Annotated in this window: 15 protein-coding genes; 13 read left to right on the top strand and 2 right to left on the bottom strand. The window is 52.1% G+C overall.

Features of this window, described 5'->3' with window-relative positions; translation table 11 throughout:
- Positions 1-11: 11 nt before the first annotated feature.
- The 8 genes from ligA to K7P01_RS19890 all read left to right on the top strand — a co-directional run bounded on the left by ligA (position 12) and on the right by K7P01_RS19890 (position 7,523).
- Positions 12-2,033, top strand: a complete 2,022-nt coding sequence (gene ligA / locus K7P01_RS19925; protein ID WP_267296325.1) for an NAD-dependent DNA ligase LigA — start codon at positions 12-14, stop codon at positions 2,031-2,033.
- 8 nt (positions 2,034-2,041) lie between these two features.
- A complete protein-coding gene (locus K7P01_RS19920; RefSeq protein ID WP_267296323.1) occupies positions 2,042-2,548 on the top strand; it encodes a DUF6913 domain-containing protein in 507 nt (168 codons plus the stop codon).
- Positions 2,549-2,578: 30 nt separating this feature from the next.
- Entirely contained in the window at positions 2,579-3,454 is an 876-nt protein-coding gene (dapA, locus tag K7P01_RS19915; RefSeq protein WP_267296321.1) for a 4-hydroxy-tetrahydrodipicolinate synthase, read from the top strand.
- Positions 3,455-3,466: 12 nt separating this feature from the next.
- Complete coding sequence (locus tag K7P01_RS19910; RefSeq protein WP_267296319.1) at positions 3,467-3,967, top strand: GNAT family N-acetyltransferase; 501 nt, start codon at positions 3,467-3,469, stop codon at positions 3,965-3,967.
- A gap of 79 nt (positions 3,968-4,046) precedes the next feature.
- The gene (locus tag K7P01_RS19905) at positions 4,047-5,018 is read left to right on the top strand and encodes a vWA domain-containing protein (protein WP_267296317.1); all 972 of its coding nucleotides are present in this window, start codon (positions 4,047-4,049) and stop codon (positions 5,016-5,018) included.
- Positions 5,015-5,671 carry a tetratricopeptide repeat protein gene (locus K7P01_RS19900; protein ID WP_267296315.1) on the top strand — a complete coding sequence of 219 codons (657 nt, stop codon included), beginning with the start codon at positions 5,015-5,017 and terminating at the stop codon, positions 5,669-5,671. The genes K7P01_RS19905 and K7P01_RS19900 overlap by 4 nt, the downstream gene beginning before the upstream one ends.
- 3 nt (positions 5,672-5,674) lie before the next feature.
- A complete protein-coding gene (locus K7P01_RS19895) occupies positions 5,675-6,310 on the top strand; it encodes a hypothetical protein (RefSeq protein ID WP_267296313.1) in 636 nt (211 codons plus the stop codon).
- Between the two features lie 37 nt (positions 6,311-6,347).
- Positions 6,348-7,523 carry an acetyl-CoA C-acyltransferase gene (locus K7P01_RS19890; RefSeq protein ID WP_267296311.1) on the top strand — a complete coding sequence of 392 codons (1,176 nt, stop codon included), beginning with the start codon at positions 6,348-6,350 and terminating at the stop codon, positions 7,521-7,523.
- A gap of 75 nt (positions 7,524-7,598) precedes the next feature.
- On the opposite strand, the gene K7P01_RS19885 is transcribed toward K7P01_RS19890, so the two are convergent.
- The gene (locus K7P01_RS19885) at positions 7,599-8,114 is read right to left on the bottom strand and encodes a hypothetical protein (protein WP_267296309.1); all 516 of its coding nucleotides are present in this window, start codon (positions 8,112-8,114) and stop codon (positions 7,599-7,601) included.
- A gap of 300 nt (positions 8,115-8,414) precedes the next feature.
- Between K7P01_RS19885 and K7P01_RS19880 the strand changes: the two genes are divergently transcribed.
- From K7P01_RS19880 to K7P01_RS19860, 5 genes are all read left to right on the top strand, one after another.
- Positions 8,415-9,125 (top strand): hypothetical protein, encoded by a 711-nt coding sequence (locus K7P01_RS19880; RefSeq protein WP_267296307.1) that lies wholly within the window; start codon positions 8,415-8,417, stop codon positions 9,123-9,125.
- 220 nt (positions 9,126-9,345) lie between these two features.
- A complete protein-coding gene (locus K7P01_RS19875; RefSeq protein ID WP_254083083.1) occupies positions 9,346-9,624 on the top strand; it encodes a co-chaperone GroES in 279 nt (92 codons plus the stop codon).
- Between the two features lie 23 nt (positions 9,625-9,647).
- Positions 9,648-11,288 (top strand): chaperonin GroEL, encoded by a 1,641-nt coding sequence (gene groL, locus K7P01_RS19870; RefSeq protein WP_267296304.1) that lies wholly within the window; start codon positions 9,648-9,650, stop codon positions 11,286-11,288.
- Between the two features lie 98 nt (positions 11,289-11,386).
- Positions 11,387-13,213 (top strand): LTA synthase family protein, encoded by a 1,827-nt coding sequence (locus K7P01_RS19865; RefSeq protein WP_267296302.1) that lies wholly within the window; start codon positions 11,387-11,389, stop codon positions 13,211-13,213.
- Between the two features lie 4 nt (positions 13,214-13,217).
- Positions 13,218-13,949 carry a hypothetical protein gene (locus tag K7P01_RS19860; protein ID WP_267296300.1) on the top strand — a complete coding sequence of 244 codons (732 nt, stop codon included), beginning with the start codon at positions 13,218-13,220 and terminating at the stop codon, positions 13,947-13,949.
- A gap of 3 nt (positions 13,950-13,952) precedes the next feature.
- On the opposite strand, the gene K7P01_RS19855 is transcribed toward K7P01_RS19860, so the two are convergent.
- Positions 13,953-15,113 carry a CapA family protein gene (locus K7P01_RS19855; RefSeq protein WP_267296298.1) on the bottom strand — a complete coding sequence of 387 codons (1,161 nt, stop codon included), beginning with the start codon at positions 15,111-15,113 and terminating at the stop codon, positions 13,953-13,955.
- Positions 15,114-15,118 lie beyond the last annotated feature (5 nt).

Raw genomic sequence — 15,118 nt, 5'->3', positions numbered from 1 at the left:
TTTATGCCCTTATGACAGCGGATCAGGCCCAAAAAGAAATCGCCAAACTAACCGACGAGATCAACCACCACAACGATCTCTACTACCAGCAGAGCGCACCGGTGCTCAGTGACTTTGAGTTTGACAAGCTCCTGGAAAAACTGGTGGCGCTGGAGGCCCAATTTCCCGCGCTCCGGCAACCTGATTCCCCCACGCAACGGGTCGGTGGCACGATCACTAAAAACTTTGAGAACGTAGCGCACAAGTACCCCATGCTGTCCCTGGGTAACACCTACAGCGCCGACGACCTTCGGGAGTTTGACAAGCGTGTGGCAAAGGGCCTGGACGGCAATCCTTATGAATACTTTTGCGAGCTGAAGTTCGACGGCGTGTCGATCAGCCTGACCTACGAGAACGGCATTCTTGTGCGGGGCGTGACCCGCGGCGATGGCGTACGCGGGGACGACATTACGCACAACGCGCGCACCATCCGGTGCATTCCACTCCGGATCAAAGGCAAGAATATACCCGAGTCGTTTGAAGTACGCGGCGAGGTGTTTATGCCCAAGCAGGTATTTCAGCAGCTCAACAAAGAGCGCGAGGACATTGGCGAAGAGAAGTATGCCAACGCCCGCAATACCACGTCGGGCACCCTCAAGCTGCAAGACAGCAGCGAGGTGGCTAAGCGCCGATTGGATTGCTATGTATATTACCTGCTGGGCGAGAAAAGCAAGACCCATGCGGAAGGCATCCACCATTTAGAAGACTGGGGCTTTAACATATCGCCCACGTATCGAAAATGTAAGTCGATTGATGACGTGCTGGCCTACATCGATGAATGGGAAACGAAACGCGCAGACCTTCCGCTGGAAACAGACGGTGTAGTGATCAAGGTGAATGACATCGACCAGCAGCGGCAGCTTGGCTTTACCGCCAAAAGCCCGCGGTGGGCGATTGCCTATAAATACAAAGCCGAAAGCATGAGCACGCGTCTCAACGGCGTCGCCTACCAGGTGGGTCGTACAGGCGCCGTGACGCCGGTGGCGGAATTGGAGCCGGTGCTCCTGGCAGGCACCACGGTGAAGCGGGCCTCGCTGCACAACGCCAATGAGATTGCGCGACTGGACCTGCGTATCGGCGATTATGTATTTGTGGAGAAGGGTGGCGAGATCATTCCCAAAGTGACGGCTGTCGACCTGGCCCGACGCAGGCCTGAACTGGTGCCGCTGCAATACACGCAGACGTGCCCGGTGTGTGGCACGCCGCTGATCCGCGAAGAAGGCGAGGCCGCCTTTTATTGCCCGAACGTAAATGGCTGTGCCCCGCAGATTCGAGGGCGCATCGAACACTTTATACAACGCAAGGCGATGGACATCAACTCGCTGGGTGAGCAGACCATTCGTCAACTCTACGAGTTGGGGCTTGTAAAAAGTCCAGCCGACCTCTATGACCTGAAGCAGGAAGACTTGCTGCGCCTGGACGGTTTTAAAGAAAAGTCCGCCAAGAATCTGCTGAGCGGCATCGAGCAGTCAAAAGCCACACCGTTTGAAAGTGTACTTTTCGCCATTGGCATCCGGTATGTCGGCAAGACGGTGGCCGAAAAACTGGCGCGTTACTTTAAGACGATTGACGCACTGGCGATTGCCAGCGAAGACCAGGAAAAATTACTGGCGGCGCCCGAAGTGGGTGAAAAAATTGCCGAGAGTGTGCAGCGCTTCTTTCGAGACCCCGAGAACCGCCGGGAGGTCGAGCGCCTGCGGGCAGCCGGCTTACAATTGGAGAGCACGGCCCGCGAGCCCGAGAAGGAGAGCGAGATATTGGCAAACAAATCCTTCCTGGTATCGGGCGTTTTCCAGAACTACGAACGTGAACAGTTACACGATATCGTCGTCAAAAACGGCGGACGCATCGTGTCGTCTGTATCCAAAAAATTGGATTATTTGCTGGCAGGTGATAATATGGGGCCTTCAAAGCGCGAGAAGGCTGAAAGTTTGGGCGTGCGGATCATCTCCGAAGCCGATTTTGAAGCTCTGATGCGCGGCGAATCCATCTAACTTTGACGATGAAGCTCAACTTCCTTAAACTCAAGACCAACGCCGTGCTTAAAAAGAGTAAGGCGTTCCGCAGCAACCTGCCTTATAAGCAGGCACGGACGGTGGGCGTACTTTTTTCAGTCGAAGACAAGCAGAAACACTTTGTCATTAAAGAGTTTATCAAGAAGCTGGAGCAAGACGAGAAAGTTGTTCAAGTATTGGAATACATGCCGGCGAAGCACGAAAATTATGAGTTTAAGTTCGACTTCTTTACTGAAAAAGAATTGTCGTTCTGGGGTAACATAACGTCTTCGAGCGCCAACCAATTTGCGGATGCGCCGTTTGATTTTTTATTCTACATAGACCTGGAACCGAACGTATTCGTGCTGAACGTGCTGGCCCGCAGCAAGGCCAAGTGCCGCGTGGGCAAGCATTTTGACGGCGGCGAGCAGTACCTGGAGCTCATGATCGAGTCGGCAGGCGGCATCCAGGCCCTGATCGACAGCATGTATAAGTATGCCTCCCAACTGAAGTAATCATAATCTTTATCCCATATTTCTGTAAACATGAAAAAGCTCTACGGAACAGGCGTTGCCCTGATCACACCGTTCACCGAATCACTCGAGGTTGACTACAAAGCCCTGAAAAAGCTTTTGCAGCATACGGCCAAGGGTGCCGACTATTACGTTGTGCTGGGCACGACGGGAGAATCTCCCACGCTCACGTCCGAAGAGAAAGCTAAGATCCTCGCCTTTATCAAAGCCAACAACCCGGCCCGGTTGCCGATTGTATACGGCATCGGCGGTAACAATACCCACGAGGTGCTGGAAGCCATTGCCGATACCGATTTTAAAGGCATTGATGCCATCCTGTCGGTAAGCCCGTATTACAACAAGCCCTCACAGGAAGGCATTTATCAACACTATGTAAAAATCGCCGACGCCTGCCCGGTGCCGGTTATTTTGTATAACATTCCGGGTCGTACCGGCTCGAACATCACCGCCGAAACCACGCTGCGTCTGGCGAACCATCCGAACATCATCGGCATGAAAGAGTCTTCTGGCAACCTGGAGCAGTGTTTGAAGATCGCCAAGCATATGCCGAAGGACTTCCTGCTGGTGTCGGGTGACGACATGCTGGCGCTGCCGCTGTACGCGCTGGGAGGCAAGGGCCTGATCTCGGTATTGGCTAACCCCTACCCCACTATCTTCAAGAAGATGAAAGAGTATTTCCTCGCCGGCAATCACACGAAGGCTGCTCAAGAGCTGTATAAGCTTTCGGACTTAAACGGCCCGATGTACGAGGAAGGCAATCCTATTGGTGTCAAGTATGTACTTTCCAAATTGGGCATTTGCGGCGAGGCCGTACGGTTGCCCCATGCGCCGGCTTCTGCAGGGTTGCGCAAACGCATCGATGCGCTGCTGGCCGATTTTAAGAAATAACCCTTTGCTGTCATGAGTGTATCCATCCGCAACGCCGACACGGCCGACATTCCGGTGATCCGCGTGCTGGCAGAGGACACGTGGTGGCCAACCTACACGCCGCTCCTCAAAGACGAGCAAGTCCGCTACATGCTGGACCTGATCTATAGCGTTGAGGCGTTGACAACGGTCATGACACAGGGTACCCAGCAATTTATTTTGTTGTCAGACGATCAGGGTCCTCAGGGGTTTGCTGCCTATGGCGCACGCACGGACGAGCCCGTGTACAAGCTTCACAAACTGTACGTGCGTCCCGGCAACCAGGGCAAGGGCTATGGCCGCATGCTGCTGCATGAAGTTGTGCAACGCGTTAAAGACCAGGGCATTACTACGCTGGACCTGAATGTAAACCGCTACAATCCGGCCAAATCTTTTTACGAAAAGGCGGGGTTCTCCATTCTGCGCGAAGAAGACATTGCCATCGGGCCCTACTGGATGAACGACTACGTCATGCGGCGTATTGTAACCCCGTAGGCATTCACCGAGATCGTTGCCCGCCGGCTTGCATAAACAGCGTACACATTGTTACTTGCTACCTGTTAACTGCAATAATGTGCTTTGGTATCGTGACTTTGGAATAACAGAAATTGTCTTTATCACCTTGTTTGTGGTATTGTATGCGCTGTATGTGGTGCGGACCGTTCGCATTGCCCGGCGCATGAACAGCCCTTTCTCGATCATTTTCGCCAAGCTGTTCGTTCGTACACTATACTTTGCGCTGTTCATCATTGTCATTCTCGGTCCTTCGTTTGGCGGCTCGAAAAAAGAGGTCAAGTCGGTGGGCAAGGACATCATGATTTGCGTGGACCTCTCCAAGTCCATGGATGCGTTTGACATCGCCCCTACCCGGTTAGAGAAAGTGAAGTTTGAAATGAAGAAGGTGGTTGAAGCTTTTAGCTCTGACCGCATCGGCGTCATCATCTTCTCGTCGGAGGCTTTTATGCAATGCCCCCTGACCTATGACCAGAATGCCCTCAATCTCTTTATCGAAACCATGAGCTCAACCCTGGTGCCTGCGTCAGGCACGGATTTTGGACCTCCGTTGCGGTTGGCCCTGAAGAAACTGGAAGAGGAGACGGACGGCCCGACGACCCAGTCGAAGTCAAAGGTCATTATTCTGATCAGTGATGGCGAGGACTTCGGTGAAGATTCGCGCGAGGTAGCGTCGGAAATTGAAAGCAAAGATATTAAGCTGTTCACGCTGGGCGTAGGGACAGAGGCCGGTGGTAACATTTATGCCGGCCGCTCGCTGAAGACCGACCGCCAGGGCAACACGGTTACGACCCGGCTGAACTCTTCCGCCTTGCGCGGGCTTGCCGACAAAACCGACGGCCAGTATTTTGAGATAAACGCCGCGCGCAACGATGTATCGCGGTTGATCAACACCATCGGCAACATTGAGGGCGAGCTGCGCGATGCACGCTTTGTAGACGTTACCGCCAACAAGTACTTCTACTTTCTGGTGGCTGCCGTGGTATTGCTAATCCTGGATGTACTCATAAATGTACCTGCGCTGAAATTATGAAATGGCTCCTGGTATCCCTCTTTTTGTTTGCTGCGGCAATCGATCCGATCAAGATCGGGAAGATCAACCGTACCAAAACAGAAGCCCGCAAGGCCTATACTTCCGGCGATTACAAAACGGCGGTGGCCAAGTACCGATACCTGGTCGATACGCTGGACGTCGTGGAAGATGAGGCCTTGCTGAACCTTGCTAACGCCTATTACCTCCTGAAGGATACCGCCCACGCGTTTACAGAATACCAGGCACTGGCGAGCAGCGAGAAAACCGCCGTGCGGTCGAAAGCGCAGCAGCAGCTCGGCGTGATGCACCACCAGAAGGGCCAATACGAAGAGGCCATGGCCAGCTTCAAAGCGGCACTGAAGGCCGATCCGGCCAATGCCGACGCGCGCTACAACTACGAGATGATCAAAAAGAAGCTGGACGAAAAGAAGAAAGAGGAAGAAAAGAAAAAGAATCAGGATCAGAACAAGCCTCAGGAACCTTCTGCCTACGCCAAACGGTTAAAAGCACAGGCGGACGCGCTGGCCGCACGGTTCCAGTTTAAAGATGCGCAAGCGCTTATGAACGAAGGAGCCAAGAAAGACCCGTCGGTGATGTATTATAAGGATTTCATCGATCGTTTAGGAGATGTTGTTACCATCGATAAAAAGTAAGCTATGAAGAACCTCATTGTATTTGCCGTTTTCATGACCGTCGGCCCTTTGGCATCCGCACAAGGTGCGCAAGCGTACTTTAACCAATCGGCCAATTACTACGTCGGTGGCAAGAATGCAGAGGCCCTGCGCGCAATAGGCGAAGGCTTACAAAAATATCCGGGTGATCCCAAGCTTAGTGAGCTACAAAAAAAGCTGAAAGAGGAACAGAAGCAAAAGGATCAACAGAAACAGGATCAGCAGAAAGATCAACAAAAGAAAGAGCAGGAGAAAAAGGATCAACAGCAAAAGCAGGATCAGCAGAAGAAGGAGCAGGAACAGAAAGATCAACAACAGAAGGATAGCCAGGATAAAAAAGACGAGCAGGAGAAGCAGGAAAAGGATCAGCAGAAAGGTCAGGAGGAGAAAGAGAAGAAGCAGAAGGACCAGCAGAACCAGCAACCGAGCGACGAAGAGAAACGCGAGCAGGACAAAAAGCAGCGTGAACAGCAGCTTTCCGACAAGCTTCAGCAAATGAAGATCAGCAAAGATAAGGCGGAGATGATTTTGCAGGCCATGAAGAACCAGGAAGTGCAATACCTGCAACAGAACAAGCGCAAAGCCAGCAAACCCAAGGATCGCAACAAACCTGATTGGTAGCCGGCAGCACAGCCACACGTAAAACCAACCAACCCAAATGAAAGAAGTATATATTGTCTCTGCCGTACGGACACCCATCGGCAGTTTTGGCGGTAGCCTGTCTTCGCTTACCGCTGTGCAGCTCGGGGCCATTGCCGTGAAAGGTGCGCTGCAAAAAGCAGGTATCGACGCCTCGCAGGTTCAGGAAGTTTTTATCGGAAATGTCATCGCCGCCGGGCTGGGCCAGGCGCCTGCCACGCAGATTGCCGCCGCGGCCGGCCTGGGCTTTACCATACCTTGCACCCTGGTCAATAAAGTCTGCGCTTCTGGCATGAAGGCTGTTATGCTCGGTGCACAATCGATCATGCTGGGGCACAACGACGTTGTTGTAGCCGGTGGCACGGAAAGCATGAGCAACATCCCCTACTACCTGCCCAAGGCTCGTACGGGATACAAATTTGGCAACGGTGAATTGCTGGACGGCCTTACCTATGACGGCCTGACAGATATCTACAATCAGTGCGCCATGGGCGTTTGCGCGGACAACACGGCGCGCGAGATGAAGATCTCCCGCCAGGACCAGGACGCGTATGCCATCGATTCATACAAGCGCTCGGCCGCAGCCTGGGCCGCCGGTAAATTCCAGGACGAGATCGTGCCGGTAGAAGTGACGGACCGCAAGGGCAACGTTACCCGTTTTGCCGAAGACGAAGAGTATAAAAGTGTAAACTTCGATAAGATCCCTGGACTGAAGCCGGCTTTTTCCAAAGACGGCACCGTAACGGCGGCCAACGCCTCCACCCTGAACGACGGTGCGGCGGCACTGGTACTGATGAGCCGTGAGAAAGCGGAAGCCCTGGGCATCAAGCCGCTGGCCACCATTCATGGGTTTGCCGACGCGGCGCAGGATCCGATGTGGTTTACTACAACCCCTTCTCTGGCAATTCCCAAAGCGCTGAAGGTGGCGGGCGTGGCGCCGGAGGCTATCGACTTCTACGAGATCAACGAAGCATTTTCTGCCGTGGCACTGGCCAACAATGCGCTACTGAAATTGGATGCCAGCAAGGTGAATGTTAACGGTGGCGCGGTAGCCCTGGGACACCCGCTGGGCGCCTCGGGCGCGCGCATCGTGACAACGCTTATCAACGTGCTCCGTCAAAACAAAGGAAAATATGGAGTGGCCGGTATTTGTAACGGCGGCGGTGGCGCTTCGGCCATTGTTATCTCGGCCTGACCGGCTTACACCACGACATAAACAAAAAGGCTGCCCCTTGCGAGGCAGCCTTTTTTATATTAACCCAATCATCTATTACTTACACAGTGCTACGGTAAAGTTTCCGTTTACGTACGTCCCCTCTTCTGCACGGGCATCGATGCGTCCGGTAATTTCCGTATCGGTGATCGAAAGAATTTCGATGGCACCCTTGGTAGCGATGTAATTCATTTTATCATCTCCGTCATAAAGCGTTACCGTCAGGCTTTCCTCGGTGCTGTTCGCCAGGTCGGCATCCCAGTTGATGCTCAGCTCGTAGAGCCCAACCTTGTTGGGAACATCGAAAAAGATGTAGTCGCCGTCCGGCATGAACATGTCACATCCTTCGCCACTGGACACCGTTTCTACCAGGTCTATGCCCAGGATTTCCTCGCCGTCGTAGCTCTCCTCTTGGGCAAAACCGCTTCGTTGCGTCCAGAGGACACCCCCGACCATGCCGCCCAGATCCTGATCTTTAAAGCTGTAGCCGCCGTTCTTTTCGTCGGCGTCGTCGTCTTTACAGGAAATCGCCAGGCCGATGAGCAGGGCTAGCAGGATGGTACTTCTTTTCATGAGGGGGTTGTTATTAATAACACAAAGTAGCTTCAACGATTACTATTTATTCTGCCAAAAAGAAGACCGATCTATAGCGTGTATGATTCCCGCCGACAATGCACAAAATACTATGCAGGCGCTTCAGAATCGTCGCCAAAACACCTATACCGCGGGCGGATGTAAAGTACTTTCGGGTGTGGAACCACTTTCCGGTATCAGTCCCCGCATTTCTGACATTGGTCCTGCGTGCTCCCACCGGGGGTGCTTGACGTTCCGAAAAAGATTGGGTACATTATACCAACGAAAATGAGTGGGGACATGGAGAAATTGTCGAAGGATTGGCTAACGCAGGGATTGATTGATTTTGAATATAAGAAGTACATGTTGCTGGCCTACCTGCAGGCAGTAAAGAGTTCCTTTGATCGCGTCGAGCTTTACCCGTTTATGGCGGACCTGGTCTTTCACTACCGCAACCTGATGGCGGTGAAAGAAAACAAAACCCTGATACGTGAATCGTTCCCGAAGGAAATTTCCGTGGAAGAGTTCAAAAAGCTGGAGCTGACCTATCGCGAGATGATTGACGACGACGCCGTCATGCAGGAGCTGGAATCTATCATCGACTTTGCATTGCCACAGATCAAGAGCTCGCTGCAAGAGGGCTCTATGATTTACGAATACGTGGAGTCGCAGTGTGAGATCTCGCCCATCGGCGTCACGCCGCTGTATGCACGGGAAGGATACCTGTTCGTGACATTGCCCCCGGAAAAAGAAACGGTCATTTACCGCTACCAGGTGAGCTTCTTCGAAGGCAGCCAGGAGCCACTGCGGGGTCTTAACACCGAGCTGATCGACCGCGTCGAGAAGAAGCTCCTGCATACTTATGAACGCATGAAACTGGACCTGATCCGACAGTATTCAGACCTGCCAAATCCTGCCACCTACCTGATCCTGTCAAAGGCCCGGTTCCCGTTTTACGAGACCTTTATGCCTGTTGCTAAACGACTGTTCGTCAAACACATATCTAAATAGCAATTTCTACACGCGGTAAGAGGCTCTTAATTCCTGCCCGCTCCCTACGTGGCAGACTCTGCCACTTTGCCAGCATGGCCAGCATGGATGGTTGGAATCCACCCCTCAAAAGCTATCAGGAGTAGAAAATTTGTCCGTAATTCGCCTCTCCGTACACGGTGGCACAAAAGGTGCAGATCGGTGCATGTTGAATTGTTAAACCTTAAAAATCGATTCGTATATGTCAAAAATCAACTTCAAACCAAACGAGGACAGGGTGTTAGTTGAAGCCGCTGAAGCTGAGACCAAAACAGCATCAGGTATCATCATTCCTGATACAGCAAAAGAAAAACCCCAAAAGGGTATCGTTGTAGCCATTGGCGAAGGTCTGAAAGACAAGCCTGTAACGGTAAAAGTTGGCGACAATATCCTGTATGGCAAGTATGCTGGCACAGAGATCACCATTGACGGTAAGGAATACCTTATCATGCGTAACTCTGATATTTTCGGAACTATTTAATTCACTTCAATCGAACTAAGACTATGGCTAAAGAAATAACATTTGATACCGCTGCCCGTGACCGCATCAAGAGAGGCGTAGACAAACTGGCTGACGCAGTAAAAGTGACCCTGGGCCCCAAAGGCCGTAACGTGATCCTGGACAAAAAATTCGGCGCTCCTACCGTAACCAAGGACGGTGTATCGGTAGCGAAAGAAATAGAGCTGAAAGATCCCATCGAAAACATGGGTGCACAGCTGGTGAAAGAAGTGGCTTCTAAAACCGCTGACGCAGCCGGTGATGGTACTACTACTGCCACGGTATTGGCGCAAGCTATTTATGCACACGGTATTAAGAACGTGGCCGCTGGCGCTAACCCGATGGATTTGAAACGCGGTATCGACAAAGCTGTTGATGCTGTTGTGGAGAACCTGAAGAGCCAATCTAAAAAAATCAAAGATTCGAACGAGATCGCTCAAGTGGCTATGATCTCTGCCAACAGCGACGTGACCATCGGTAAGATGATCGCCGACGCTATGGACAAAGTAGGCAAAGACGGTGTTATCACTGTTGAAGAAGCAAAAGGTACCGAGACCGAAGTGAAGACCGTAGAAGGTATGCAATTCGACCGCGGTTATCTGTCGGCTTACTTCGTGACCAACACAGAGAAGATGGAAGCTGAGCTGGAAAGCCCCTTCATCCTGATCTACGACAAGAAGATCAGCAGCATGAAAGAGCTTCTGCCGATCCTGGAGCAATCTGCACAAACTGGCAAGCCGCTGGTGATCATCGCTGAAGAAGTAGAAGGCGAAGCCCTTGCTACCCTGGTGGTGAACAAGATCCGTGGTGCCCTGCGCATTGCAGCCGTAAAAGCTCCTGGCTTTGGCGACAGAAGAAAGGCTATCCTGGAAGATATCGCTATCCTGACCGGTGGCAAAGTGATCTCGGAAGAGCAAGGCTTCAAACTGGAGAACGCAACGCTGGATATGCTGGGTCGCGCTGAGAAAATTCACATCGACAAAGACAACACGACGATTGTGAATGGCAGTGGCAAGAAAGAAGACATCCAAGGCCGTATAAACCAGATCAAGGCTCAAATCGAAAGCACTACATCTGACTACGACAAGGAAAAACTGCAAGAGCGCCTGGCGAAACTGTCGGGTGGTGTGGCAATCCTGTACGTAGGTGCTGCTACTGAAGTAGAAATGAAAGAGAAAAAAGACCGCGTGGACGACGCCCTGCATGCAACACGTGCGGCGGTTCAGGAAGGCATAGTTCCCGGTGGTGGCGTAGCTTTCATCCGTGCTATCGAGGCGCTGGTTGATCCCAAAGCTATCGGCGTGGACAACGAAGATCAGGCTACTGGCGTAAACATCGTTCGCCTGTCACTGGAAGCACCGCTGCGTACCATCGCTGAGAACGCAGGTCAGGAAGGTTCTGTGATTGTGAACAAAGTTCGCGACGGCAAAAAAGACTTCGGTTACAATGCCCGTGAGAACAAATACGAGAACTTCTTCGCAGCGGGTATTATCGACCCGACGAAAGTAACTCGTCTGGCACTGGAAAACGCTGCCTCTATCGCCGGCTTGCTGCTGACGACTGAAGCGGTGGTATCGGACATTCCGGAAGACAAAGAAGCTCCTGCTATGCCCCACCACGGCGGCGGCATGGGCGGTATGATGTAAGTAAAACATCATTTATACATGGTTGAAAAAGGCTTCTCTCCCAAGAGAAGCCTTTTTCTTTTACCCCTACCCACTATCTTTGCGGGCAATTACCGGCTATGCGCGAACGTCTTCGAATTTTCCTGCTGCTCATGCTTTTCTGGCTGAGCTATATGATTTTTATCCGCGGCCTTTTCCTGGTGTACAACCACGACCTTTCGGCGCAACTGACTGCTGTGGAAATGTTACAGACCGTGACCCATGGCATCCGCATGGATGCCAGCATGGTAGGGTACGTTCTCGCCCTGGCGGGGCTGCTGCTAATGGTCTCTTCGTTTGCCGCCGGCATCTGGCTGCACCGTACGCTGCGGGCTGTCACCTTTACCCTACTGGCGCTTTTCGGGCTGGTAGTGATGGTCGACCTGGAATTATACCGCCACTGGGGCTTTCGTCTCAATACGACCCCGTTCTTTTACATTGGTTCCGGTGCACTGGGCAGTGTGTCGCCTGGAGTAGTCGTTGAGCTGATCGCGATCTTTTTTACCCTTACGGTATTGTATGCCTGGCTCTATAATCGACTCATATCACCCTACACCTCTACGCTGCTCACCAAAGGCTCACGCGCCACAGCGTTTGTGATGCTGGCCGTGTCTGGTCTGCTGTTCTTTCCGATACGCGGCAGCATATCCGTTGCACCGATGAATACTGGTTTTGTATTTTTTCATAAATCAAAACCCTATGCCAATCATACCGCCATCAATGTCGTCTGGAATTTTTTGAACAGTGCCCGTAAGGGCTCCAATGTTCGTTATCCCGAGAACTTTGTCAATTCCGCCGATGCCGAAGCGCGGTTCGCCGCCCTCTACCCCGCCAGCGACTCTACCCGGCACCTGTTTAAGACGCCTCGTCCGAACATCATCTTCATTATCATTGAAAGCTTTACGGCCGATGTGATCGAACCTCTGGGCGGTCTGCCGGATATCGCGCCTAATCTCAACAAACTATGTAAAGAAGGTATTCTGTTTGACAATTTCTACGCGAGTGGCGATCGTACAGACAAAGGGTTGGTCAGCATCCTCAGCGCTTATCCTGCCCAACCGCAGACCTCCATTATTAAGTTTCCGGCCAAGACACAACGCATGCCTCAGCTGAACCTGGAGCTGAAGAAGCTGGGGTATAGAAGCTCATTTGTCTATGGAGGCGACGTGGACTTTGCCAATTTCCGTTCATTCCTCACGACCGGAGGTTTTGAGCACATCACCAGCGCGAATGACTTCCCGGCAGAGCTGGACGCCTCCAAGTGGGGCGTGCACGATCACTTTATGTTTGCCCAGGCCCTGCACGAGCTGGATACTACCCGCAGCCCGTTCTTTAAAGTCATCCTTACCCTGAGCAGCCACGAGCCCTTTGACGTGCCCATGGAGCCCTTCATTAAGGGACAAGACGAGGAGTCGCTTTTCCTGAACTCCTGCCACTATACCGACAAGAGCATCGGCAACTTTATAGAACTTTGCAAGAAGCAACCGTGGTGGGATAATACCATCGTGATCATGACCGCCGACCATGGCCACCGAAGCCCGGGTAACAAAGAGCTCAAAGACAAACGACGTTTTAAAACGCCGCTGCTAATCGTGGGTGGTGCGGTACGACAAGACACGGTCATCCATACGCTCGCGGGACAAACTGACATTGCCAATACCTTGCTGGCACAGCTCGACAAACCGTCACCGGAATTCCGTTTTAGTAAAAACATTCTCGGTAACAAGGTCGTACCGTTTGCTGCGTATTTCTTCAATGACGGTTTTGGCTTTCTGCTGCCCGACAAGCACATGGTGTATGACAACACCGGCAAGCAGTTCCTGGAGCAAACCAATATTACGGAGGAAGACATTATGCTGGGCAAGGCGTATCAGCAGGTGCTTTATAGTGATTATAATAAACGTTAAGCCTATGAAAAGATATATTACCCTGGCGCTGATGATGCTGGCAGTTGTGACCACACAGGCGCAGGAGTTTGGTCTGTCGTTTTCCTACTTCATACCCAAGAATGGTTACTTCTCAACGCCCATCAGTCCGTTTTCCATTCGCGGCTTAGGCTTTGATTTTAACCGGTACCTGGCGCTGGAAGCGGGCGCTTCGCTCTATCGCATGTCGGGGTTGAATATGAAGGATCTGCCGTTTGAAAGTAAAGACCCACTCGTGGGACCGAACTTTACGATCTTCGTCCCGGTAGAGCTGGTGTTACAATTTCACGGTCAGAAGGCTGACGTTGACATTAAAGGCGGCGCCTTTGGATTCCATGGTTTTAGCCAGCACATCAATTATGGAAATTTTGATCGCGCGCTACGCAAAGCCGAAGGATGGGAAGTGGTCAACAGCGACTTCTCGTTCAAGAACAAACCGGGCTGGGGTTATCACGGTGGCGCCGAGCTGACACTCTATATCTTCAAGGATGTCGGCGTTTCGCTGGAAGCCAATTACCTGGTTGGCGAGTCCAAGTTCCCATTGAAAGGAAGCTATACCGGTGGGAGCACCACCCTGGAAACCCGCGAGGTGGAATATGCCGATGCCAAGATCGATTTTACCGGATGGGAATTCTCCGTCGGTCTGATCTTCAACTCGGGCAACAGTGGCCCTTCGGCTCCCAAGAAAGCCATGAAGCGTAAGCGTCGTCGTCGCTAGGCGCTATGGTTCTTTCTTTTGGTCGTCCAGCATGGGGACGTCTTCCGGTCTGCGGGCCGGGGTTTGTGGGCGCTGCCGGATTTCAGGTACATCTTTATTGTATTTCTTGTATAGCGCGCGCGAATCGTCTACGAATGTCTTGAAAGCAGCGCGGGAGTTAATGTCTTTGGGTATGTCGATCGAGTCAAGCTCTACTTCCGGCGCAGGCAATATATAGTAATCTTTGGCGGCATCGCGGTGTACCCACTCCAGGTAATATGCGGCACTGTCAATCGTCGTTACTGCACTGTCGGGTTTGTATGCAATCTTTTCAAGCTCGATGTACGCCATGGCGCCGCCGTCGGTGTAGCGCTTACGTTGTCCTGAAATAAAATTTCCCAAAGAGTAGGCTACAAACCGATTATCGGCTTTGCGCCATTCCATCGGCTGTATCACGTGCGGGTGTGCGCCGATGACGAGCTGGGCGCCATGTTTAAAACAAAACTCCGTGAGCCGCTTTTGCAACGCCGATGGCAGGTTCTGATATTCTTCGCCCCAGTGTGTGAAGACAATGATGGCATCGGGCTTCTGCGCACGGGCATTTGCGAGATCCTTTCGCATGATGGCGGTATCGAGCCGGTTTACGATGTTGGGTTTATATACGGGCAGTCCATTGGTTCCGTAGGTATAATTCAAAACAGCCAGCTTAAATCCCTTTCGTTCCAATATCATCGGGTGATCGTTCATCCGGCTAACGGTATCGACAAAGGTGCCGGTATGGGGAATTTGTAAGCTGTCGAGCATCATGACCGTGCGCTCCAGTCCTTTCTTGCCACGATCAACACAATGGTTGTTGGCGGTCACCAGTGCATCAAAGCCGATGTCTTGCAGCGTCCTGGCCAATGCGTCGGGCGAGCTAAACTGCGGGTAACCCTTGTAGGGCGGACCGGCCAGCGTGACTTCCAGGTTGCCAATCGCCAGGTCTGCCGACTCGATGTAGGGCCTGACATACTGAAAGCAGGTGCTGTAATCATACTTCTTCCTTACAGGGTCGTACGCTGCGGCAATTTGGGAGTCGTGTCCCATAACATCGCCTACAAATACTAGCGACAGGCGGGTGGTATCCTGGGCGAAGACATGCAGCGTGCATGTCATGAGGCAACCTAGCAGTAATTTTTTTATCATATTTG

It is taken from the genome of Parachryseolinea silvisoli (assembly GCF_021190955.1).
Taxonomy (GTDB): domain Bacteria; phylum Bacteroidota; class Bacteroidia; order Cytophagales; family Cyclobacteriaceae; genus Ohtaekwangia; species Ohtaekwangia silvisoli.
This window is presented reverse-complemented; position numbering and strand designations above follow the sequence as displayed.